The organism is Serratia sp. CY43202, from assembly GCF_052168755.1.
GTDB lineage: Bacteria > Pseudomonadota > Gammaproteobacteria > Enterobacterales > Enterobacteriaceae > Serratia > Serratia bockelmannii.
In genome coordinates, this window is sequence record NZ_JBJNMB010000005.1 from 1 (window position 1) to 22,156 (window position 22,156).

At 62.2% G+C, this 22,156-nt stretch carries 18 protein-coding genes; 5 read left to right on the forward strand and 13 right to left on the reverse strand.

All coding sequences use genetic code 11. The features are described from left to right. A partial coding sequence (locus ACJ8J5_RS11390) for a PAAR domain-containing protein (RefSeq protein WP_442520479.1) occupies positions 1-3,569 on the reverse strand: 3,569 nt, incomplete at its 3' end. A gap of 31 nt (positions 3,570-3,600) precedes the next feature. Next, a complete protein-coding gene (locus tag ACJ8J5_RS11395) occupies positions 3,601-4,032 on the reverse strand; it encodes a DcrB-related protein (protein ID WP_096242224.1) in 432 nt (143 codons plus the stop codon). A gap of 232 nt (positions 4,033-4,264) precedes the next feature. On the opposite strand from ACJ8J5_RS11395, the gene ACJ8J5_RS11400 reads away from it, so the two are divergent. Both ACJ8J5_RS11400 and ACJ8J5_RS11405 read left to right on the forward strand, forming a co-directional pair. Continuing rightward, entirely contained in the window at positions 4,265-5,266 is a 1,002-nt protein-coding gene (locus ACJ8J5_RS11400; RefSeq protein ID WP_202669462.1) for an alpha/beta fold hydrolase, read from the forward strand. Between the two features lie 69 nt (positions 5,267-5,335). Continuing rightward, entirely contained in the window at positions 5,336-5,989 is a 654-nt protein-coding gene (locus ACJ8J5_RS11405; protein ID WP_414104515.1) for a dihydrofolate reductase family protein, read from the forward strand. Here ACJ8J5_RS11405 and ACJ8J5_RS11410 read toward each other — a convergent pair. Together ACJ8J5_RS11410 and ACJ8J5_RS11415 are read right to left on the reverse strand one after the other, a co-directional pair. Next, positions 5,917-6,702: a 2-phosphosulfolactate phosphatase gene (locus ACJ8J5_RS11410; protein WP_414104516.1), complete on the reverse strand. Its 786-nt coding sequence runs from the start codon at positions 6,700-6,702 to the stop codon at positions 5,917-5,919. The genes ACJ8J5_RS11405 and ACJ8J5_RS11410 overlap by 73 nt on opposite strands. Positions 6,703-6,763: 61 nt before the next feature. Beyond that, positions 6,764-8,380, reverse strand: a complete 1,617-nt coding sequence (locus ACJ8J5_RS11415; protein WP_173888943.1) for a serralysin family metalloprotease — start codon at positions 8,378-8,380, stop codon at positions 6,764-6,766. A gap of 411 nt (positions 8,381-8,791) precedes the next feature. Between ACJ8J5_RS11415 and ACJ8J5_RS11420 the strand changes: the two genes are divergently transcribed. Beyond that, on the forward strand, positions 8,792-9,145 hold the full coding sequence (locus ACJ8J5_RS11420; RefSeq protein WP_016927814.1) for a protease inhibitor Inh/omp19 family protein: 354 nt from the start codon (positions 8,792-8,794) through the stop codon (positions 9,143-9,145). A 4-nt stretch (positions 9,146-9,149) separates the two neighbouring features. Here the strand turns inward: ACJ8J5_RS11420 and ACJ8J5_RS11425 are convergent, their stop codons facing one another. Next, on the reverse strand, positions 9,150-9,671 hold the full coding sequence (locus tag ACJ8J5_RS11425) for a chromate transporter (protein ID WP_028127817.1): 522 nt from the start codon (positions 9,669-9,671) through the stop codon (positions 9,150-9,152). After that, positions 9,668-10,234, reverse strand: a complete 567-nt coding sequence (locus ACJ8J5_RS11430) for a chromate transporter (RefSeq protein ID WP_197842574.1) — start codon at positions 10,232-10,234, stop codon at positions 9,668-9,670. The genes ACJ8J5_RS11425 and ACJ8J5_RS11430 overlap by 4 nt, the downstream gene beginning before the upstream one ends. 103 nt (positions 10,235-10,337) lie before the next feature. On the opposite strand from ACJ8J5_RS11430, the gene ACJ8J5_RS11435 reads away from it, so the two are divergent. Further along, positions 10,338-11,252: a LysR family transcriptional regulator gene (locus tag ACJ8J5_RS11435; protein WP_060433011.1), complete on the forward strand. Its 915-nt coding sequence runs from the start codon at positions 10,338-10,340 to the stop codon at positions 11,250-11,252. Here the strand turns inward: ACJ8J5_RS11435 and licT are convergent. The 3 genes from licT to ACJ8J5_RS11450 are packed head-to-tail and all read right to left on the reverse strand — an operon-like array spanning position 11,237 to position 15,365. Continuing rightward, positions 11,237-12,079: a BglG family transcription antiterminator LicT gene (gene licT, locus ACJ8J5_RS11440; RefSeq protein ID WP_060433010.1), complete on the reverse strand. Its 843-nt coding sequence runs from the start codon at positions 12,077-12,079 to the stop codon at positions 11,237-11,239. The two genes, ACJ8J5_RS11435 and licT, sit on opposite strands and share 16 nt — an antisense overlap. A gap of 20 nt (positions 12,080-12,099) precedes the next feature. Next, the gene (locus ACJ8J5_RS11445) at positions 12,100-13,515 is read right to left on the reverse strand and encodes a glycoside hydrolase family 1 protein (protein ID WP_197827675.1); all 1,416 of its coding nucleotides are present in this window, start codon (positions 13,513-13,515) and stop codon (positions 12,100-12,102) included. Further along, on the reverse strand, positions 13,512-15,365 hold the full coding sequence (locus ACJ8J5_RS11450) for a beta-glucoside-specific PTS transporter subunit IIABC (protein WP_043143225.1): 1,854 nt from the start codon (positions 15,363-15,365) through the stop codon (positions 13,512-13,514). Before ACJ8J5_RS11450 ends, ACJ8J5_RS11445 begins: the two co-directional genes overlap by 4 nt. A gap of 559 nt (positions 15,366-15,924) precedes the next feature. Here ACJ8J5_RS11450 and ACJ8J5_RS11455 point away from each other — a divergent pair. After that, the gene (locus tag ACJ8J5_RS11455) at positions 15,925-17,094 is read left to right on the forward strand and encodes a cupin domain-containing protein (protein ID WP_197810988.1); all 1,170 of its coding nucleotides are present in this window, start codon (positions 15,925-15,927) and stop codon (positions 17,092-17,094) included. A gap of 36 nt (positions 17,095-17,130) precedes the next feature. Here the strand turns inward: ACJ8J5_RS11455 and ACJ8J5_RS11460 are convergent, their stop codons facing one another. The 4 genes from ACJ8J5_RS11460 to ACJ8J5_RS11475 form a co-directional block, all read right to left on the reverse strand. Further along, on the reverse strand, positions 17,131-18,435 hold the full coding sequence (locus ACJ8J5_RS11460) for a c-type cytochrome (protein WP_025302753.1): 1,305 nt from the start codon (positions 18,433-18,435) through the stop codon (positions 17,131-17,133). Between the two features lie 11 nt (positions 18,436-18,446). Then, entirely contained in the window at positions 18,447-18,905 is a 459-nt protein-coding gene (locus tag ACJ8J5_RS11465; protein WP_025302752.1) for a (2Fe-2S)-binding protein, read from the reverse strand. Next, entirely contained in the window at positions 18,905-21,127 is a 2,223-nt protein-coding gene (locus ACJ8J5_RS11470; protein ID WP_414104517.1) for a xanthine dehydrogenase family protein molybdopterin-binding subunit, read from the reverse strand. Before ACJ8J5_RS11470 ends, ACJ8J5_RS11465 begins: the two co-directional genes overlap by 1 nt. A 200-nt stretch (positions 21,128-21,327) precedes the next feature. Then, positions 21,328-22,152, reverse strand: a complete 825-nt coding sequence (locus tag ACJ8J5_RS11475) for a M55 family metallopeptidase (RefSeq protein WP_060433005.1) — start codon at positions 22,150-22,152, stop codon at positions 21,328-21,330. Positions 22,153-22,156 lie beyond the last annotated feature (4 nt).

A 22,156-nucleotide genomic window follows, 5' to 3' on the forward strand; every position in this document is an offset into this window, starting at 1 on the left:
AGCGGCGCGCTGTTCAGATCGGTGTGATACCAGTAGATATCCGCCGAGCGGCTGTCGCCCGCCTGCTCCAGCGCCGCCAGTGGGCTCCACGGGCTGGCCGGATCGTAGCTCCAGCTGCGACGGCTGCCGTCGTCGCGCTGCTCCTGCAGCAACCGGTAGCCCTGCCACAGGAAACGGGTCGTCTGTGCGGTTTTGCCCTTGTAGCGCACCGCCTTGCGGCTGCGGCGGCCCAGCGCGTCGTAATGGTACTGCGCCTCGAACTCGCCCTGCGGGCCGCGGCCGTGCGCCTGCACTAGCCGATTGTCGGCATCGTAGCGGTAGTGCTGTTCATACAGGCCGTTGCGCCGGCTGATCAGGTTGCCCCAGGCATCGTAACGGTAAAACAGTTTTTGCCAGTGCGTCAGGCGATTGTCGGCGATCGGCGCCAGCGGCAGGTGCGCGTCGATATCGCTCTGCGGGCTGCGCTCGCCCAGCAGGTTATCCGCCAGATCGTACACCAGCCGCGCGCCCGGTTTGCCCTGATTGGGTTCGCGGTGTTGCAGCAGGCGGCCTTCGGCGTCGTAACCGTAGTGCACTTCGCCGCGCAGCGCGTCGCTCACCCCGGCCAGCTCGCCGCGGCCGGTGTAGCGATAAGCGCGCCACAGCACGCCGTCTTCCGGCCGGGTCAGTTTGTCGTGGCCGAAGGCGCTGCTCTGCCAGCTGCGGCGGCCCATGGCGTCGTAACGCCGCTGCTGCTGCAGCGCGCCCTGGCTGCGGCCGGTTTCCCGGTGCAGGCGATCGCGGGTGAATTCGCTCACCACCTGCTGGTTGAATTTAATGGCGCTGGCGTGGCCGGAGCCGTAATACAGCCACTGCAGGCGATCGCCCTGCGGCAGCGTCAGCGCCTGCAGGTTGGCCAGCGCATCCCACTGGTATTGCAGCTCGCCGTTCACGCCCTGCTCGCCGAGCAGCCGCCCGGCGGCGTCATAGCGCATCTGCACGCTGTCCGGCTCGATGCCCAGCGCCGCGCCGCTCGCCGTCGGCAGGCGGTTCAGCTCACGCAGCCGCCCCATGGCGTCGAAACGGTAATGCCATTCCGCGCTGGCGTTGCCGCGCCAGACCAGCTGCCCGGCCTCGTCGAAGCGGAAGCGCTGTTCGCGCTGCGTCAGCTCACCCGCGCTGCCCGGCAGGCCGACCTCGCGGTGCTCCTCCAGCAGCCCGGCCGCGCCGTAGCGATAATAGTGGCGGGTGTCGTCCGGGCGCTCTTCGGCCAGCACTCGGCCGACCGCGTCGTAGCTGAAGCGGTATTCGCCGCCGTTGCCGTTCTCCAGCCGCGTCAGCCAGCCCTGCTGGCTGTAGTGATAGCGCCGGGTGCGGTTGATGCGGTCGGTAATGCTGACCGGCAGCCCCAGGGCGTTGTACTGCCAGCGGGTCAGGCTGCCCAGCGCGTCCTGATGTTCGGCCAGCTGGCCGTGCGCATTCCAGTTAAAACGCTCTTCGCCGCCGTCCGGGTGGATCAGGGTGTGCAGGCGCCCGCCGTTATCCCATAGGTAGCGCGTCTGGTGGCCTTCGGCATCGGTCTGCGCCGTCAGTTGCCCCAGCGCATCGTAGGTATAAGCCGTGACGCTGCCGGAACAGTCGGTGTAGCGCGTCAGCTGGCCGCGGGCGTCCCACTCCAGCTTCACTTCCCCGCCCAGCGCGTCGATCACACTGGCCGGCAGGCTCTCTTCGTCATCCGGATAGCGGTACAGCGTGGCATTGCCCAGCGCATCGACATAACGCGTCGGGCGCCCCAGCGTGTCCCAGTGCTGCGCCTCGCTGCTGCCATCCGGGTACGCGACGGCGAACAGCCGGCCGCTGTTGCGCGAATATTGATAGCGCGTCACGCGGCCGAGCGGATCGGTCTCCGACAGCAGGCGGCCATAAGGATCCCATTCGCTCTGGCGCTGCGCGCCGCCGGGCAGCAGCACGCTGCACAGCTCGCCGCGTTGGTAGATAAAACCGTAGCGGCGCTGGTCGAAATCGGTGTACTGCGCCACGTTGTCGTCGTCATCCAGCCGCCACTCCGCGCGCTTGCCGTCGCCGCGCACCGCGCTGCGGCGCCCGCCGGCGAAGTCGTAACCGAACTCAAGGGATTCTCCGGCGCTGTTGCGGTAGGCCGTCACGCGCGGCACGCCGTCGATCTCTTGCCATTGGTATTCGTTCAGCAGCCCGGCGGCGTCCTGGTGGCTGATCATCAGGCCGTCGCGCCAGCCAAAGCGGCGCGTCACCTCACCGGCGCGGTTGCTCACCGTCGTCAGTTGGCCCTGCTCATCGTAACCGTAGCGCGCCAGCGTCCGTTCGCCTTCGGCGGTTTGCAGCGCCACTTCGCGCAGGCGGCCCTGCGCATAGCGGCACATTAGGCGCTGCCCGGCGCTGTCCACCAGTTCGCTCAGCAGCCCCTCGTCGTCGTAAAACAGCGAGGTGGCGTTGCCGATGGCGTCGGTGATCATGCTGAGCCGGCTCGGCTGCTCGCCCGCCAGCGGCGGGTAGTAGAAAATCTGTTCGCCGACGTCAAACAGCTGCCAGCTGCCGTCATCGTTGTGCATCAGCCAGCATTTTTCGGCTTCGCAGTAAGTTTTGTGGCCGCGCGGCACCATAGGGAAAGCGACGAAGTCGCCGGAAGGCGCGCGCCACACCAGGCCGTCCTGATACGGCTGCAGGCTGCTCTCCCAGAACAGATTCCAGCCGCGGCCCAGTACGCTGTCGCCGGGGTTGCCGCTGCGCCAATAGCGCTGCCAGGCGACCGGCAGGCGCGATGGCAGCACGAAATCGAGATCGTCTTCGCCGTCGAGGAATTTCTGGCCGCTGACGATATCCACCGGCCGGGCGATAATGCCAACCGCGGCGGTCGCGGTCATCAGGGTGCCGGCACGGCAGGCGATGCGCGCCAGTTTGTTGATGCCGGGCAGCTTGCCCAGCAGTTTGCCGAGCGCCCCCAACTTGCCGGCGGCGCCGCCCACGCCGCCCACCAGGCCGGCGAACAGCAGCGTCAGGTCAGAGACCTTGTACAGCCAATCCGGCACTTCGGGCTTGATCGGCAAGGTGGTGACGGTGCCGCCGCCGATAAACACGTTGGGTGAGCCTTCCATCACCTGCGCGTCGCAGTTGGTTTTGTCCCCCACGCGCGAGGCGGGCTGGCCGTTGATGCTGACCTTGTCTGAGCCCTGCGCCATCTGCATGCTCGGGCCGTCGTCGCTGCAGGCCACCTGGCTATTGGTGGCGAGCGCGGCGGGTTTGCCGTTGATGAAAACGTTGGGGGAGCCGGTGACGATATTGCCTTTGGGGGTCAGGCTACCGGCACCGGCGTCGGCAATGCCGTCGCGCGCCGCGGTGGCCGCCTCCCCGGTGAGATATCCCACCGCCAGGCTGGCGCCGATGAGCAGTACGCCGACGCCGATACAGGAAGCCGCCAGGCCGGCGACGAACAGCGCCCCCGCCGCCACCGCGCCTGCGGCGGCGATCAGGCCGCCGACAAGGGTGCCGGCAATCATGCCGGCCAGGGCATGGGAATGCCCGATAATATCGCCGACGCGAGCCGCTTCGGTCATCGTAAGATCCTTTTACGTGAAGAGTTCATCGTTAGGCCGCCCGGTAGCTGCTCAGCACCTGCAACAGCAGCGCGTCGTCTTGCGGCGTCAGCTTGCGCGCCATCGCCAGGGTGAACACCAGCACCCGCCCCTCCGCCAGCGCGAACACCGCCTGGTTTTGCCAGATGCGCTTGCCGTCGCGCAGGTAGCTGGCGCGCACCCATTCACCGGCGGCCAACCCGTCACCCAGCGTCGCCGGTTCGCGGCTTTTGAACGCCCAGCCTTTCAGCCCCTGCGCCAGCGCATCGAGCTGGCGGGTGACGTAGCCTTCCAGGTTCTCCGCCGGCTGCAGCGCATCGCGGGAAATATTGACTGAGGGGGAAACATCATCGCCGGCCAACAGGACGTTGACCGTGCGATCGGCATAGCCTTCCGGCAAAGCGACGCTGCCTTCGCTGAAAGCGCAGCGGGATAAAGCGGACATGCGAGGATCCTTTTGCATAAATAATGCTTAAGCATCGCATAACTTAGCCTTGAAATAAAACCATCAGGCGCCGCCAATGTTGCGCGGCGTGACCGCGTTCACTGTGAAAAAGAGCGTGGCCGGAATCTGGCCGGGAATCAAACCGTCATATTACAGAATTATCTGAAACCACTGGCGCGCCGACGCCCTGATTGTGGCTATACTCGGCTATCGCCCTTTTCAGGAGATCAGGATGCTGAGATTCACCCGCAGCGCACTGCTGTGCGCCACGCTGGCCGCGTTCCCCGCCGCCGCCGAAACGCCGAAGTTCGGCCCGGAACTGCAGGGCTTTCACTACCCCTACCCGTTGCAGCAATTCAGCTTCACCTCACAGGGGCAGACGTTAAAGATGGGCTATATGGACGTGCCGCCGGAAGGCACCGCCAACGGCCGCACCGCGCTGTTGCTGCACGGTAAAAACTTCTGCGCCGCCACCTGGCAGGACACCATCAAGGCACTGAGCAAGGCCGGTTATCGCGTCATCGCGCCGGATCAAATCGGCTTTTGCGCCTCCACCAAGCCGGCGCATTACCAGTACAGCTTCCAGCAGCTGGCGCAAAACACCCACGGCCTGCTGCAGAACCTGAAAATCAGCCGGGCCATCGTCATCGGCCACTCCACCGGCGGCATGCTGGCCACGCGCTACAGCCTGATGTATCCGCAGGCGGTGGAACGGCTGGTGATGGTCAACCCGATCGGCCTCGAGGACTGGAAGGCGAAAGGCGTGCCGTGGCGCAGCGTCGATCAATGGTTCGCACGCGAGCTGAACACCTCCGCCGAGGGCATCCGCAACTATGAGCAGCGCACCTACTACGGCGGCCGCTGGAAGCCGGAGTACGATCGCTGGGTGGATATGCTGGCCGGGCTGAACAACGGGCCGGGCCACCGCCTGGTGGCGTGGAATTCGGCGCTGATCTACGACATGATCTTCACCCAGCCGGTGTATTACGAGTTCAAGGATCTGCAAACCCCCACCACGCTGATGATCGGCACCGCCGACACCACCGCCATCGGCAGCGATATCGCCCCGCCGGCAGTCAAGGCCAAAATCGGGCATTACGCGGTGCTGGGCAAACAGGCGGCGAAACTCATCCCGCACGCCACGCTGATCGAGTTCGCCGGGCTGGGCCATGCGCCGCAAATGGAGGAGCCGGCGCGCTTCCATCAGGCGTTGCTCAAGGCGCTGCAACCCTGAGCGGCCGGTTGGCGCGGCCGCCGCACGGCGGCTAAACTTTCAGCTGGCACTCAATTGCAGGAGACAGCCATGCGACAGATTATTGCCAGCGCGTTCGTCAGCCTCGACGGCGTGATGCAGGCGCCCGGCGGGCAGGACGAAGACCGCAGCGGCGGCTTTCGCTTCGGCGGTTGGACCGCCCCCTACTGGGATGACGCCGTCGCGGAAACGATGAGCGATCTTTTCTCTGCGCCTTTCGATCTGCTGCTCGGGCGGCGCACCTACGATATCTTCGCCGGCTACTGGCCGCATATCACCGACGAGGCCGACCCGTTTTCCGCCGACATCGCCCGCGTGTTCAATCAGGCCACCAAGTACGTCGCCACCCACCACGGCGAGACGCTGACGTGGGAGAACAGCCAGTGGCTGGGGCAAGACATCCTCGCCCGGCTGCGCGAGCTGAAGCGCACCCAGGGGCCGGTGCTGCTGGTGCAGGGCAGCAGCACGCTGATGCAACAGCTGCTGGCCAACGATCTGGTGGATGAACTGCGCTTGCTCACCTACCCGGTGCTGCTCGGCGGCGGCAAGCGGCTGTTCGATGACAACGCGGCGCCGGCGGCCTTCACGCTGACCCACTCGGTGATCTCGCCCGGCGGCGTGATCGTGGCCCACTACCGCCGCGCCGGCGAGGTGACGACCGGTTCTTTCGTAGCGGAAAGCGCGGCGGCGGCCGGGTCAGTGTAAATGAAGTAGTTGTCTTGCAACCGGCTGGCATCCTTCTCGGCGTCAAGTGTCAGACAAAGCTCAACGTCTTTGGCAAAGCCGCGTTCTATCAGCTCCCGGGCAGAACTGCACTCGAACAATATGTTAATCGGTAGCGTTCGATAGCAAGCTACGGCCGCCAAGGCTTCTGGGGACAGTGTTTTCCCCGAGAACAGAGAGGCTATGCCGCCTGCAACCACCCAGTCCTCTAGCGCCGGACGCAAACTGCCGTCCGGCCACTTCTCGCCCCCAGCAACGATCAATATTTTTTTGTACCCGTTGCAAGCATCCGCCGTCGCCGTCAGATTTCTCAAACAGCCGGCGTACACCACGGCTCCTGACTCACGAGCCTTAAACGCCAGTGCAGAGCCATTAGGTGATGGCAGCACTAATTTTGTGCCCGGATTCAACGCGGCCAGTGAAGCAGGTGAAAGAGAGTAGCCTTCTCCGGCGAAGCGTCGGTTGGCATTGGCAACTACCGCCCCGAATGTTTCGGCATACTGCTGTACCCTGTCATCTTTCCATGGATAAGGGTAAACCACCGCACCTCGAGATAATGCAACGCTCACACAGGTTGCGAAAGACATCACATCGACGATAACGACGCAATCCACATCCTGCGCCATCAATTCAACCGCCTGAATTCCCCATTCAAGACGAACATCGAATCTTGATTGTGAAAAAAAACCGCTCATGATCACGCTCCCAAAAAAGGGCCGTCAGGCCCTTGTATAATGAGACGATTTGCTCAGTTTATCAGGCAAACAAGATATCGCTCTGCTCGACCTGCCCGACCACATGGATCTTGAAGTCGGCGGCGTAGCTGTTGCTCTGGGTGTTCATCAACAGATCGGTGGTGCCGTTGAAGGCGTCGAAGTTGAGCTGGATCTCGCCTTTCTGGCCGCTGAAGGCGCTGCCGCTGTCGATAAAGCGCAGCTCGCTCAGGCTGTTGTTGAAGCGCAGGCCGGAGAGATCGATCTTGTCGATGCCGTGCTCGAAGTCTTCAATCACGTCGAACGCCGCCACCGTGGACTCTCTGGCGTTGAGATAGACGAAATAGTCGGTGAAGTTATTGGCGTCTTTGCCGCCCCACAGATGATCCGCCCCCAGGCCGCCGTACAGGATATCGGAGCCGGCGTTGCCCGCCAGCAGGTTGTCCTGATCGTTGCCGATGATCACATCGCGCCCGCTGCCGCCGATGGCGTTCTCGATGATCGCCCCGCGCGCGATGGCGACGTTCTGCGTGCCACCGCCGACGCTGGAGAACGCGCCGTCGTTCAGGTTGATCATCTGCTGCTGGCTGTAGCCGGAGAAGTCCAGCGTGTCGTTGCCGCCGGCGTCCCACACCGCGAAGTTGACCGGTTTGCCGTTGTCCGCCGTGGCGGTCAGGAAATCGCGCCCGGTGTTGGAGTTGAAGCCGTACACCGTGTCGCCGGTGCGGGTGCTCATGTTGGCGCCGTACAATTTTTGGATCGCGGCGATGTCATCCACCATCGGGCCATAGCCGTACACCCCTTTGGTGTCGGCGCCGGTGTAACCGGCGTTGAAATAGCTCATGATCGAGTATTGCAACGAATCCTGATAATAGGCGGCATCGTTCTGGTAGCTCGGGTTGCCCAGCGACGCGTCATAAGATCCCGGGTGCGCCAGCCCCAGGGCATGCCCCAGCTCGTGGGTGAAGGTCTGGCTGCTGAAGTCGCCGCTAACCGGCGCCTGATGGGTGGCAAAGTTCTTGTTGAACCACACCGTGCCCGCAAAGGCGTTATCGCTGCCCGATTTGGAACTCGGCGGGTAATAGGCGTACGCGTTGATGGCATTCGGGCCGCTGCCGGCGGCGGTGCTGCCGTCGGCGCGCTGGGTGAAGTAAGCGAAGGTGATGTCCGCGCGGTGGTTGATATCGGTGGACGCCGCCTCGGTAAAGGTCACGTTCGCCACGTCGGCCCACGCCTGCATCGATTTCAGCGCCTGAGCCTGCGCCGCCTGGGTCAATGGCTGCAGCCCCTTGTCGCCGTCACCGGTCTGGCCGATGCGGTTCAGCGCGCTCTGCGTCAGGAAGGAATAGGTCAGCGCGACCGGCTGGTGATACACCTGGTCGCCGTTGTGCGTCAGGCCCGGCCGCGTCAACTGATCGGCGGCGCGATCGAAGCTGAAGTTATCGCGGATTTTACCCAAATTATTAATCGCCGCCCCGCCGCGCTGGTTGCTGTACAGATTAGCGTTGTCCAGCGTGAACAGCGCGCCGTAGCCCAATCCGTCATAGGGGCTGCCGGGCTGGTGATAGTAAAACTGATAGTTATGATCGTTGGGGGATGTGGCGGCCAGGCTGGTGAACTCATCGTCATCTTGCAAAATGTCGTTGTGGCGACTGCGCATTGTATTCTCCTTTTACACAATAGGAACCCACTCGCTTTGTAAGACTATTCATCAGTCGTTCTAATCTAAGCCAAGGCTTAGGAATGACCAGTATAGTGACTCACCCCGCTGGCGCGAGCCCACCCGGCCTGGCCTCACCGCGCCGGGCATAGAGATGGAGATACGCATAACAATTTGTATTCTCACTATATTAATGAGAAAAATGAGCGCATTAACGGGTTAATTATTCGTCTTTTTGCGTATTTTATCGCCGATCAGATCAGAATAATCGAGGATTAAAAAACCTAATCCTTCCCTCATCATCAAGATAGGTACGTGCTAAAGTGTGAACGGACAGCCGAAAGGAGTGACCCGATGCCAACCCATTTCCTTATGCGCGCCTTGCGCCGCGCCAGCCTGACAGGAGTCGTTATGAGCATATTGTGCAGCAGTGCCCTGGGCAGTTCACTGCCGTTGCTGGAACCCGCCGCGCTGAAGGGCGACTGGCAGCTCGCCGCCATCGGCGACGGTAAAACCGTCTGCGAGGTGCAGCTGAGCGACGAAGCGGTGGCCAACACCAACGCTTTCCGTTTCAGCGCCTCCGCCCAATGCCTGCAGCCGCTGGCGCTGCACGCGCTGCCGGTCGCCTGGCGGCCGACGCCGGACGGCATGACGCTGACCGACGCCGAAGGGAGCATGGTGGCGTTTCTGGCCCTGACCGCGCCGAAGCGCTATGAGCTGATCGACCGCAACGGCCCTTCGCGCTTTGTGCTGATCCCGCGCTAACCCTTCAGGCGAACAGTAACCCGAGCAGCGCGCCGCCCGCCAGCACCCACAGCGGATGGAGGCGCTTGCTCATGCTCAACCCCGTCGCCAGCGCCACGATCGCCGCCAGCCGCCAGCTGGGCGCGGAAGCCTCGGCGATCAAGATACCGCTGGCCGCCACCAACCCCACGGTCAGCGGCACCAGTCCGGCCTGCACGATGCGGCGCCACGGGCGATCCTTAAAGCGCCGCCAGGCGCCCATCACCAATAGCGTAACGATGGAAGACGGCCCGAACTTGGCGATCGAAGACACTAACAGCCCCGCCCAGCCGGCGACGTGCCAGCCGACCAGCGGCACGATCATCATGTTCGGCCCCGGCGCGGCCTGCGCCATGGCGAACAACGCGCTGAACTCCTGGGCGCTCATCCACTGATGCACCTCAACCACCTGCCGCTGCATTTCCGGCAGAATGGTCATGCCGCCGCCGAACGCCAGCAGAGAGAGTTCGGTGAAGATCAGCGCTAACGCCATCAACACCCCGCTCATGACGGGCACCGCCACATCAGCAGAATGCTCAGCGGCGCCAGCACCAGCATGGTCGGCAGCAGCGGCAGGCGCAGCCAGGCGATAGCGATCAGCGCCAGCGCGACGATCGCCAGCGCCGGCCATTTACCGCGCAGCGGCAGCAGCATCTTGATCCCGGTCGACAGCAGCAGCCCGGCGGCGGCGGCGGCCAGCCCGGCGAACACATGCTGCACATGCGGATCGTTTTGGAAACGGGCGTAGACCATACCCAGCCCCACCACGATCGCCGTCGGCGCGCTGATGAGGCCCAGCAAGGCGCACAGCGCGCCGCGCAGCCCGCGAAACTCCATCCCCACCGCCACCGACAGATTGATCACATTGCCGCCGGGCAGGAACTGGCACAGCCCGAGCAGCTCGGTGAACTGTTCGCTGCTCAGCCAGCGCCGGCGCTCCACCAGCATACTGCGCGCCATCGGCAGCACGCCGCCGAAGCCGATCAGCCCCAGCCACAGAAAGCCCAAAAACAGCTCCGCATTACCCGGCGCTGCCGCCGGGTGCGGTTTTAACGTATTGATATCTGACATGACATTGCCGTTCCACATCGCTTGTTTTGATATCTGGTATCATGCGCGCCGCCGTGCCATGATGTCTAATGCATTCCGGAGAAACTAACAATACCTTTGAGGTATGGCTATGATCGAACTGCGTCGCCTGCGGGCATTCGTCACCGTGGTGGAAGAAGGCAACATCACCCGCGCCGCCGAGCGGCTGTTTATCCAACAGCCGCCGCTGACCCGCCTGCTGCAGGGGCTGGAAGACGAACTGGGTGTAACCTTGTTGCAGCGCCTGCCGCGCGGCGTGCGCGTCACCGAAGCAGGGGGCGTGCTGTTTGAAGAGGCCCGTGCCCTGCTGGCGCGCGCCGAACGCCTGCGCGAAGCGGTACAGCGCGCCGCCCGTGGCGAGCAGGGCCACATCGCCATCGGTTTTACCAGCTCCGCCGCGCTGCATCCGTTCGTGCCCAACCTGCTGCGCCGCTACCGCGACATCCTGCCGGGTATCACCACCCAGTTGGAAGAAGCCGGCAGCGGCGAACTGATGGAGGCGTTGCTGGAACAGCGCCTCGACGCCGCCTTCGTGCGTTCGCCGGCCAACGGCATTCCCGGCCTGAGCGTCGAGCCGGTGCTCAGCGAGCCGATGATCGTCGCCCTGCCGCTGGGCCACCGGCTGGCGCAAGAAACGCAGCAGCCGCTGCCGCTGGCCGAACTGGCCCACGAGGCGTTTATTCTCTATCGCCGCCCGGCCGGCCAGGGGCTGTACGACGCCATCCTGGCCGCCTGCCACCGCGCCGGCTTCAGCCCGCGCATCGTGCAGGAAGCGCCACGCCTGCCGGCCACCCTCAGCCTGGTCGGCGCCGGGCTGGGGTTGTCAATCGTGCCCGGCTCGATGCGGCGGCTGGGCGGCGACGGCATTGTCTACCGCACCCTCGCCGAAGAAGCGCAGCTCAGCGCCCCGCTTTACCTGGCGCTGCGCCGCAGCCCGGCCTCGCCGATCGTCGAGCGCTTTCGCGAACTGGTCGCCGAGGCGGTTCAGGCCTCGGGCTGATCGGTGATGCGCGTCAGGTGGATCATCAAATACAGCAGCTCATCGTTCGACATCTCCATTTGCAGCAGATTCTTCACGTAATCGCGGATCAAGAGCGCGCCGCGATAGGCATGCGGGTACTCGGCCATCATCTGGGCAAACAGAAAGTCGGCCTTCGAGGTCATCTGTTTGCCGTCGAGCATGCGCTGGATAAAGAACTGCATATGCACTAAAAAGCGCGCGTAGTTCAGCGAATCGGTGTCGATATTGAGGCGAAAGTGATACTTGATGATATTGAAAATATCTTTCAGCATCTTCACCGCCAGCAACGTGTGCTCCATGTTTTGCACTTCGGTCTGGCCGTTGACCAGGTGAAAGGCGATATTGCCCGCTTCCTCTTCAGGCAGTTGGATACTCAGCCGCTGGTTAATGTAGGCCAAGGCTTGCAGCCCCACCGCAAACTCTCGCGGGTAGAAACGCTTCACCTCGAACAGCAGGCGGTTTTGGATGGCGATACCCTTGTGATGACGTTCGATAGCAAAACTGACGTGATCCACCAGCGTAAAGAAAATCTGTTCATTAATGTTGCCGTTCAGTTGGCGGTTGGCCTCACTGAGGATCATCTGCACAATTTCGATGTGTTCCGTCGGGGCAGTTTCAATCAGCCGCAGGTAATCGCGCCCCTTTTGCCCCTCCTGCACCACATACACTTTCTCAATGGCGGCCGGGTTGATCTCGTCTCCGGTTTTGCTGTTAAAACCAATTCCCTTGCCCATGACGATAACCTCACGGTTATCGTCGTCCGCGGTTAACACCAGACTGTTGTTGAGCACCTTAATGACTTTCATCGTCTCGGCCGTCACCTTGCTTATTTGCCTAACCGGCCATTGGCGGCGATAAGCTGCCGATACCAGTCAAAACTGCGTTTTTTGATGCGCCGCAGATCCTTAAGATCCCGTTCTCCGCGGTTCACGTAGATAAATCCATAGCGCTTGGCGTAGCCCTGATGCGTGCTGACGACGTCAATCGCCGCCCACGGGCAATAACCGAGCAGCTCGACGCCATCGTTGATCGCCAGCCGCATCTGTTCGACATGCTGCCGCATGAATTCAATGCGATAGTCATCGTCGATGGTCTCATCCGCCCGCAATTCATCCGGCGCGCCAATGCCGTTCTCTGTGATCAGTATCGGCAGGTGATAGCGTTCGAAGGTCTTGCGCAGCGTTAAGCGCAGGCCAACCGGATCGATCACCCATCCGTAGCGCGTCTTGCCGACAAACGGGTTTTCCGCCGCACGATACACGCCCGGTTCGCCGAGCATGATTTGCTGATCGCCGGCGCGTGCGCTCACGTCTGCACCGTCGCCGCGGCTGGCGGCGATCGTGGCGGTGGAATAGTAATTGATCGCCACATAATCCGGTCGTGCCGCCAACAGCAGCGCCGCGTCCTCCGGCTTCCTGTCCGGCGCCCACCCCCGATCCTCGAGATAACGCCAGGCCAGGGCGTTGTAGCGGCCATGCACCGCCACATCGAGAAAACTCCAACAGCGTAACGTCTCCCAGTTATGAGCGGCAATGGCATCCAGCGGATTGCAGGTCTCCTGATACATCGAGGTGGTATTGATCGCCGGGCCAATTTTCCCGCCGGGACAGCGCTGATGGCATAATGCCATGACTTTGGCCTGAGCGACCAACATATGATGACTCTGCTGATACAGCGTCCGTTTGTCAGGCAACGCACCGCCTTTGGGCGTGCCGATAGCGCCGGGGTGCAGGATCATGGTGTTCTGTTCATTGATGGTGAGCCAATACTTCACCCGATCGCCGAAGGCGTCGAACAGCACGCCGGCGTAAGTGACAAAAGCCTCGATGGTGGCGCGATTGGACCAGCCGCCCTGCTGCTCCAGCACATAAGGCAGATCGAAATGATACAGCGTCACCACCGGCTCGATGCCGTGCGCCAGCAATTCGTCGATCAACTGCCGGTAAAACGCCAGCCCCGGCGCATTGACTTCGCCGACGCCATCGGGCAACACGCGCGTCCACGCAACCGAAAACCGGTAGGCCTTTAACCCCAGTTCTGCGAACAGCTTCACATCCTCGCGAAAGCGATGATAGTGATCGCTGGCCACCGTAAAATCCGCCGTGCCTGCGGGATGTTCAAGCATATCGACGATCGACGGGCTTTTGCCGTCTTCATTCCATGCGCCCTCCACCTGATAGGCGGAAGTCGACGCGCCCCAGAGAAACTCGGCGGGAAAATCGTGCAAGCGTTGATAAATCATGCCGGCTCCTTATTGGCCTTCAGCGCCATAATCGTCTCACCGGCATGAACGCCATGCGGCTTAGGTAACACCTGAACCTGAAACGCTTCGCTGTTGACGATCAATACCGGCGTCGTCAGATCGAAGCCCAATGCGGCGATCGCGCCGATGTCAAAACGCACCAGCTCGTCGCCGACCTTCACGCGATCGCCAATCTGCAGTCCGGAGTCAAAGTGTTGGCCACCCAGGTTTACCGTGTCGATGCCGATATGCAGCAACAGCTCCGCACCGTTGTCCCCCTTGATGCCGACCGCATGTTTTGACGGCAGGAAAGTCACGATCTCGCCGTCCAGCGGCGCACGCAGCACCCCTTCCGACGGTATGATCGCCATGCCCTGGCCCAACAAGCCCTGTGAGAAGACGTCATCGTTGACCTGATCCAACGTCACGGCTTTGCCAGTCAGCGGGCTGAAAACCGGCGATACCTCGTCGGCCGCCACCTGAGTCACTTCGGTCGCCTCCTCGACCGGATCGTCGAAGCCAAGGATCCAGGTCAGGGCAAAGGTCACGACGATGGCAATGGCGCAAGTGATCAGCGCATGCACGATATTCATCGGGTTCTCACCGATAAACGCCGGCAAAGCAGCCAGGCCAGGAGAAACGAAGGCATAGCGCACCAACCCGCTCAACCCGGCGTAAATGCCGGCGCAGCCACCGCCGATCATCGCTGCGATCAACGGCTTGCGCAGTTTCAGCGTCACCCCGTACAGCGAGGGTTCAGTGATCCCCAACAACGCGGTAAAACCGGCGGAGGACGCCAACTGGCGCAAATTCGTGTTCTTGGTGCGGAATGCCACACATAGCGTCGCCGCACCTTGCGCAATATTGGACGCCAACATGCCCGGCCCGTTAATCATCTCAAAACCATTCTTGGTCAATTGGCCGGTGGCGATCGGTGTCATCGCCCAGGCGGTGCCGGTGATCACCAAAAATGGCTGCAGCCCGCCCATCAACATAGGAATCAGCCAGCTAGCCCTACCATCGACGATCGCCGCACCGGCGGCCACCATGTCATTGAGGAAAATGCCGAACGGCCCGACCACCACCAATGCCAGCGGCGCGGTGACCAGCAGCACAATCATCGGTTTGGTGAAGAACTTGATCATCGTCGGCGAAACCTTCTCGGCAAACCGCTCGATATAGGACATCAGCCACACGGTAAAAATGATCGGCAACACCGAGCCGGCATAATCCGCCAGCCGCACCGGCATGCCGAGAAAATCAATCGCGGTGCCTGCCGCCAGCATCTGAGCCAGATTAGGGTGCAGCAACGCGCCGGCGAGGGTCATCGCCAGGATGGGATTGCACTCGAATTTTATCGCGGCACCGTAAGCCAACAGTACCGGCAGGAAGAAAAACGCCGCATCGGCGACGGTATCCAGCAATCGATAGGTCGTGCCGGCGGGATCTATCGCCCCGGCCAGCTTGAGGATCGCCAGCAGCGCCTTGATCATCCCCGCGCCGGTAATGGCCGGGATCACCGGGGTAAAGGTCGTGGAAATCACGCTGATAATCCGTGACACCACGCCACCTTTCGGCTGCTGCTTTTGAGCGCCGGTTTGCGGCTGGCCAATCTCCTTTTGCAGCACGCGGAACGTTTGCTGCACGTTATTGCCGACCACGATCTGAAACTGGCCGCCGCGCACCACCACGCTGATAACGCCCGGCAGGGCTTCGATCGCCTTCGAATCCACTTTAGCGTCGTCGTTGAATTCCATACGCAAACGGGTCGCGCAGTGCGTCAGCTTGCTGACGTTGCCTTTACCGCCGACCCGCGCCAATATTTCTAAGCCAAGTTTCTGATAGTCCATTGTTTTCCCCGGTAAAATGCAAAAAAAAGACCAAAATGGAAATGCGCCTCGTCACAAGGAGAAGTGCATTCCTATTTTGGTCTTGCCTGCTTTAGCAGTAACACGCCGCAATAAAAATGGTGTGCGGTCTTCTCGACCGCGCTAAAAGTATCACCATACTCGCGAATACTCGGCAATAGCCATACGTCAGCGTTGTGAAAGGCGTCACGATTTAGCGTAAATGCACTGCAATGTCGCCGCTGCACGCTTTTTGCGCACACCCATAGCGCAATCGGAAGGAAATAACCCAAAATAATGCGCTTTATTGTCACTTTGTTTATTTAATTACAGGGAAAGATTAATTCAGATTCATGACTATTCAACTTCCGGGCAATTAATTAAACCTGCACTCACTTAGTAACAAACGCAAACAAATAAGCGCCTACGCAATACATTCCAGCCGCTAGGATTTAAGGGTCACAGCCTATTCCCGCCGATGACAAAAAATCATTTCAATGGCGATCGCGCCTTCCCCGTCGCCTGCTGCTGCAGGCGCACGGTTTATATTGGAGAAAATGCTATGCTATCGCGTCGTGATATATTGAAAGTCTCCGCCGTCAGCGCGGCCGCCGCCGGCATGATCGGCGGCATCGCCAAAAATGCCGCTGCCGACGACCATCGTAATATCGTGCCTCCCAGCAGCTATCAGCCGCCTGCCGATGCGCAGCATCTCTATAAATACAAATTCACCGACAGCAAAAAACGCAGCCTGCCCAGCGGCTGGGCACGCGAAGCCACCGTCGAGCAATTCCCGATCTCCGAAGGCGTGGCGGGCGTCGACATGACGCTGGAGCCGGGCGGCGTGCGCGAACTGCATTGGCACGCCATCGCCGCCGAATGGGCATTCATGCTGGAAGGCCATGCGCGCATCACCATCCTCGATCCCGAGGGAAAATGTGAGGTGGCGGATTTCGGCCCTGGCGACGTCTGGTATTTCCCGAAAGGCTATGGCCATTCCATTCAGGCGCTGGCGGACGGCGCGCATTTTATTCTGGCATTCGATAACGGGCATTTCTCCGAATTCGGCACCTTCAGCATCACCGACTGGGTGGCGCATATGCCGAAAGAGGTATTGGAAAAAAGCGTCGACATGCCGGCGGCGGTATTTTCCAAGGCCAAACAGGGTGAAGCTTATATTGTCGGCGGCGCCGTCCCGCCCACATTACCATTGCCGAAAAACGACGGCGGATTAAATAATTCCCCGCTGACCCACCGCTATGAATTAATGAAGCAAAAGCCGTTCTTTGAAAATGATGCGGGCAGCGTCCATTTGGTGTCATCGAAAGAATTTCCTATTTCCACCACCATGACCGGCATCATCGAGATCGTGAAACCCGGCGCGATCCGGGAATTGCACTGGCACCCCAACGCTAACGAATGGCAATACTATATTGCCGGCAAAGGCCGGATGACGGTGTTCAGCTCGCACGGCCACGCGCAGACGGAAGAGTACGCCCCTTCAGACGTCGGTTACGTGCCGCAGGGCTTCGGCCATTACATCGAGAACATCGGCGATGAGGATTTGAAGGTACTGATCGTGATGGACAACGGCATTTATCAGGATATTTCGTTGTCCGACTGGCTGGCGAAAACCCCGGCTTACCTGCTGGCGGACAACTTCAATAATCAGGTTGAGGACTGGCAGGATAGACCGAAAGACAAACGGGTGATGTCGCGGCGCAGCCGCTGACGCTGCGGCGAGGGAGAGACTCCCTCGCCGCTTTCTTTACTGCTTGCGCTGCTCCGCCACCTGTTTGGCGGTGACCTTGCCCTGCTTGTCGCCAAAATGGCCGACCACGAAGTTGGCGACCGCCGCCACTTCCTCGTCGGAATAGGCGCTGCCGAACGACGGCATCATCTCATGCCGCTCGCCGACGCTGATGCTCGTCCCCTTCAGGATAGCCTGCACCACGCTGCGCCCCTGCGGATCGTTCACCGCCGTGCTGCCCACCAGCGACGCGTACTCGCTCTGGCGGCCCGGCCCGTTCCACTGGTGGCAGCCGCTGCAGTCGTTGGCGAACATCCGCCGCCCGAGCGAGCTGTCTTGCCCGCCCGGCAGGATCGGGGTGGAAGCCCCCGCGCCCTTCGGCTGCAGATTCACCGCAGCGGCGCCATCGCCGGCAATCGGTTCGATGTCGCGCAGGTATTTCACCAGCGCCAGATTATCTTCCGGCGTCAGGAACTGCAGGCTGTTTTCCACCGCTTCCGCCATCGGGCCGGCGGCGCTGCTGCGCCCCGGCGCATGGCCGGTGGCCAGATATTGCGACAGCTGCTGGTCGCTCCAGCCGCCGATGCCGGTCTGTTTGTCCGGCGTGATGTTGGCGGCGAACCAGCCCTGCACCACTTCACCGCTCAGGTGCTTGCTCTGGTTAAGACCGAACCCCAGATTGCGCGGCGTATGGCACTCGCCGCAGTGGCCGAGCGCCGTCGCCAGATAGGCGCCGCGATTCCACTGTTCATCCTTGTTGAGATCCGGCGCGAAACGCTGCTCCTGGAAGAACGCCAGGTTCCAGAATTTCATGCCCCAACGCTGGTTGAACGGGAACGACAGCTCGTTTTGCGGGTTGGCCTGTTTCACCGGCGGCAGACTGAACAGATAATCCTTGATCGCCAGCACGTCATCGCGGCTCAGTTCGGTGTACGAGGTATAAGGCATCGCCGGATACAGATTGCCCTGTGGGCCGATTCCCTCACGCACCGCGCGTACGAACTGATCGTCGCTCCAGTTGCCGATGCCGGTTTCCTTGTCGGCGGTGATGTTGGTGCCGTAAATGGTGCCGAACGGCAACTTGAAGGCGAAGCCGCCTGCATAAGGCGCGCCGCCCGGCGCGGTGTGGCACGCCACGCAGTCGGCGGCACGCGCCAGGTACTCGCCGCGCGCCAGTTTGTCGGTGATGCCGGCCGGCGCCCCGGCGATCGGCGCCGCAGGCTCAGCGCCGGTGGGCCGCAGCAGCGTATACAGCGCGTATCCTCCCGCCAACACCACCACGGCGATAATCAGCCATAACAGCCCTTTCAAGGCATTGCTCATCGCATCTCTCCCTAACCCAACGCCTTGGCGGCCTGGTGGATGGCGGCGCGAATGCGCACATAGGTGGCGCAACGGCAAACGTTGCCGCCCATCGCCGCGTCGATGTCCGCATCGCTCGGGTTCTTGCTTTGCGCCAGCAGCGCGCTGGCGCTCATGATCTGGCCGGACTGGCAGTAACCGCACTGCACCACGTCCAGATCAAGCCAGGCTTCCTGCACCGCCTTGCCTTCCGGCGTGGCGCCCACGGCTTCGATGGTGGTGATTTTTTTGCCGACGGCGGCGGAGACCGGCGTCATGCATGAACGCACCGGCACGCCGTCCAGATGCACGGTACAGGCGCCGCACATGGCGATGCCGCAGCCGAATTTGGTGCCGGTCAGGCCGGCTTCGTCACGCAAGAACCACAGCAGCGGCATGTGCGGATCGCCCTCGAAGGTCAGCGGCTGCTCGTTTACGGTTAATTGAATCATCAGGTTCTCTCCTTGTCAGACGCCGGATTCGCAGTGGGATTATGCAGCGGCAGGCTCAGCGAGGTGCGCGGCCGCCCGAGCAGCGCCAGCGCGTTGCCGACTGCCGGGGCAATGGTCGGCACCCCCAGCTCGCCCACGCCGGTCGGTTTCTCGGTCGAGGGCACAATGATCACCTCGATCTCCGGCATCTCATCGATGCGCAACGGGCGGAAGTTATTGAAGTTGGACTGTTCGACCACGCCGTCTTTCAGCGTGATATTGCCGTACAGCGCCAGGCTCAGGCCGTAACCGATGCCGCCCTCGATCTGCGCGCGGATCACGTCGGGGTTCACCGCCACGCCGCAATCCACCGCGCACCACACTTTATGCACTTTCGGGATGCCGCCTTCGCCGATCGACACCTCGGCCACCTGCGCCACATAGGTGTCGAACGCCTTGGCGACGCCCACGCCGCGCGCGCGTCCGTCTACCACTTTAGCGCCCTGCCAGTCAGCGGCTTTCGCTACCGCCCGCAGCACGCCCGCCGCGCGCGGCGCATCGCCCATCAGCGCCAGCCGCCCTTCGACCGGATCCTGGCCGGTTTCCTGCAACAGCTGATCGATAAAGCTCTCCACCGCGTGGCCGGTGTGGGTGCTGGCGACCGACCGCAGCGAGGTGGTCGGCACCTTGCCGGGCACGATATGCGCATCGCAGCGGAAGGCTTCGAAAGTGTATGAGACCTCGCTGGCGCCTTCGACCATCATCTGATCGAGGCCGTTGACCACCAGCGCATCCATCGCGCTGTGGCGCGTCCAGGAGTGACCGACCACGGTATCGGTCCAGCCCACCACCTTGCCGCCCCGAATGGCGCCGCGCAGGCGGTGCAGGATCATCGGGCGATACCAGCCGTTGCGGATGTCGTCCTCGCGCGTCCACACCACCTTCACGCCGTGGCCGGGGCCGATGCCCTTGGCCGCCGCCGCCATGTCGGCCGCCAGATCCGGCCCCAGCGTCGGGTTGCCTAAATCGATGCGCCGGCCGAAGCTGCCGCCCGCCAGAATGGTTTCAATCTGCACCTTGTCCGGCGGCAACTCGAACAGATCGCACAGCTGCTTGTGGTCGAGCGTTTGGATTTGGCAGCCGTAGCGCGCCTTGACGCTCTCGCCGTCCCAGAACAGATAGCCGTCCAGCGGCTCCATCGGCGCGTGCGCGACGTACGGGAAGGTGTATTCGGCCTCGATCACCTTGTCGGCCTTGTCGAACACCTCGTCCGGCTTGCCAAGACTCTTCGCCACCACGCCGGTTTTCTGCGCCACCTGACGGAATTCGGCGTAGATTTCCTCGGTGTTGCGCCGTTCGGCCTGCGCGTCGTCCCAGGTGACCCGCAGCCGGTCCCGCCCCTGGATCGCCGCCCAGGTATTGTTGGCGTAAACCGCCACGCCGGTGGCAACCTGTTTCACCGCCACCACACCCGGTACCGCCAGCGCGCGTTCGGCGTCAAACGTCGCCACCTTGCCGCCGAAACGCGGCGGTTTTTTGATGGTGACGGTCAACATGCCCGGCTCGTGGATATCCTGCGAGAACTGCGCGCTGCCGTTGGTTTTCGCCAGCGAATCGACGCGGTGCAAACCGCGCGTTTTGCCGATCAGGGTGAAATTGGCCGGATCCTTCAGCGTCAGGCTGGCGGGATCGGGCGGCGGCAGCGTGGCGGCCAGCGCGGCGAATTCGCCGAAGCCCGCTTCGCGCCCGCTGGCGGCATGGTGGATCTTGCCCGCCTGCACGGTGATTTCCTGCGCCGAGGTTTTCCAGCTCTGCGCGGCGGCCTGCACCAACAGCGCGCGCGCCATGGCGCCCATGCGCCGCATTTGCTCATAGGCATTGGCCACCGAGCTGGAACCGCCGGTGCCCTGGAATCCGAAGGCCAGGTTTTTGTAGACATTGGTGTCCACCGGCGCGGCCACGACCCGCACCTGTGCCCAGTCGGCATCGAGCTCTTCGGCGACCAGCGTCGCCATGCCGGTATAGACCCCCTGGCCCACTTCGGTGTGTTTACTGATGACGGTGACGACGCCGTCGGCGCCGATCTGAACGAAGGCGTTGGCGTCTAACGCCGCCGCGCCGGAGGCGATCGGGGCAGCCGAACGCGCCAGCGCGCCGGTGGATGGCAGATAGGCGCCGATCACCAACGCCCCGGCGCCGACGATAAACCGCCGCCGCGAAAGCGGAACTTGGGATATGCTCATTGCTCATGACTCCAAAAAAACCGAAGGCGTCACTGCCTTCGGCGAAACAAATCTTGTTATGGGAATGGCTTGTTGCGCCCGTCAGGTGATATAGCGCAACAGAGCAATAATTAGCGTAGCCTATTATCCAGTAGACTTAATGTTGAAGAGGGTTTTTCTATTGGAGAATCGTGCGGTGCGGGCAGGCACCCGCACCGGGGTCAACTCTGCGTCGTCGCCAGATAGGAGAAGACGCTGAGCAGGTTGATTTGCGCCGCCATGTTGTCGCTGTCGAAGGCCACGGTCAGCGCGTCCTGGCGCTGCACGCCAGGCACCAGGCTGAACAGATCCGCCAGCACCGGTTTGGCCGCCATCAGCGTCAGCCGGTAAGGCGGCATAAAACGGCGCTCCACCGGCAGTCTGGCGCCCTGGCGCACCTGTTGCATCGCCCGCTCGCGGATCTCCGCCCGCGCCCGCTGTGGGCTGAGCGATTCGGCGGCGGTTTGCGAGAGGGCGCGTTTTACGCAAACATAGCCAGATTGCGGATAACGTTCAGCGATCCAACGTTGCAGCTCGTCGTCACCGCTCACCAGCCACAACGGCACGTTCAACTCCGCCGCCATCGCCGCATACAGATCGCTTTCGCCTACCACTTCGCCGTTCAGGCTGACGCGATAAAAGGCCCGACCGTTGATGGTATGCGCCAGCACGCCGCGTTCGCCGGCGGCGCTGTGATAACCGATGCACATCAGGCCGTCGTAACGTTGATGCTGCAGCCCTTCCACCATCGACAGCCCGCGCGGTTTGCCCTGCACCAGGCGCGCCCGCGCATCAATGCGGTCGGCGCGCAGATTCTGCATCATGGCGTGGCTGTCGGCCACCGTCACCTCGGTAGCGCCGCCGGCAAAAGCGCCGTCGATGGCGGCGTTGACTTCCTGCTCCATCAGCTCGCGCGCCGCCGCATAGTCGGCGTGGGCCGGGTTGCACTGCTCCGGCCGCATCACGCCGGCAATACCCTCAATATCCGCAGAGATAAAGACTTTCACATCA

Bases quoted from the DNA above. Each gene is read 5' to 3' on its own strand.
- ACJ8J5_RS11410 (WP_414104516.1), bottom strand. From the start codon at position 6,702: ATGAGCGGTTTTTTTTCACAATCAAGATTCGATGTTCGTCTTGAATGG.
- ACJ8J5_RS11395 (WP_096242224.1), bottom strand. From the start codon at position 4,032: ATGTCCGCTTTATCCCGCTGCGCTTTCAGCGAAGGCAGCGTCGCTTTG.
- ACJ8J5_RS11465 (WP_025302752.1), bottom strand. From the start codon at position 18,905: ATGATTCAATTAACCGTAAACGAGCAGCCGCTGACCTTCGAGGGCGAT.
- ACJ8J5_RS11400 (WP_202669462.1), top strand. From the start codon at position 4,265: ATGCTGAGATTCACCCGCAGCGCACTGCTGTGCGCCACGCTGGCCGCG.
- ACJ8J5_RS11425 (WP_028127817.1), bottom strand. From the start codon at position 9,671: ATGAGCGGGGTGTTGATGGCGTTAGCGCTGATCTTCACCGAACTCTCT.
- ACJ8J5_RS11445 (WP_197827675.1), bottom strand. From the start codon at position 13,515: ATGATTTATCAACGCTTGCACGATTTTCCCGCCGAGTTTCTCTGGGGC.
- ACJ8J5_RS11450 (WP_043143225.1), bottom strand. From the start codon at position 15,365: ATGGACTATCAGAAACTTGGCTTAGAAATATTGGCGCGGGTCGGCGGT.
- licT (WP_060433010.1), bottom strand. From the start codon at position 12,079: ATGAAAGTCATTAAGGTGCTCAACAACAGTCTGGTGTTAACCGCGGAC.
- ACJ8J5_RS11420 (WP_016927814.1), top strand. From the start codon at position 8,792: ATGAGCATATTGTGCAGCAGTGCCCTGGGCAGTTCACTGCCGTTGCTG.
- ACJ8J5_RS11435 (WP_060433011.1), top strand. From the start codon at position 10,338: ATGGCTATGATCGAACTGCGTCGCCTGCGGGCATTCGTCACCGTGGTG.
- ACJ8J5_RS11470 (WP_414104517.1), bottom strand. From the start codon at position 21,127: ATGAGCATATCCCAAGTTCCGCTTTCGCGGCGGCGGTTTATCGTCGGC.
- ACJ8J5_RS11455 (WP_197810988.1), top strand. From the start codon at position 15,925: ATGCTATCGCGTCGTGATATATTGAAAGTCTCCGCCGTCAGCGCGGCC.
- ACJ8J5_RS11405 (WP_414104515.1), top strand. From the start codon at position 5,336: ATGCGACAGATTATTGCCAGCGCGTTCGTCAGCCTCGACGGCGTGATG.
- ACJ8J5_RS11415 (WP_173888943.1), bottom strand. From the start codon at position 8,380: ATGCGCAGTCGCCACAACGACATTTTGCAAGATGACGATGAGTTCACC.
- ACJ8J5_RS11430 (WP_197842574.1), bottom strand. From the start codon at position 10,234: ATGTCAGATATCAATACGTTAAAACCGCACCCGGCGGCAGCGCCGGGT.
- ACJ8J5_RS11460 (WP_025302753.1), bottom strand. From the start codon at position 18,435: ATGAGCAATGCCTTGAAAGGGCTGTTATGGCTGATTATCGCCGTGGTG.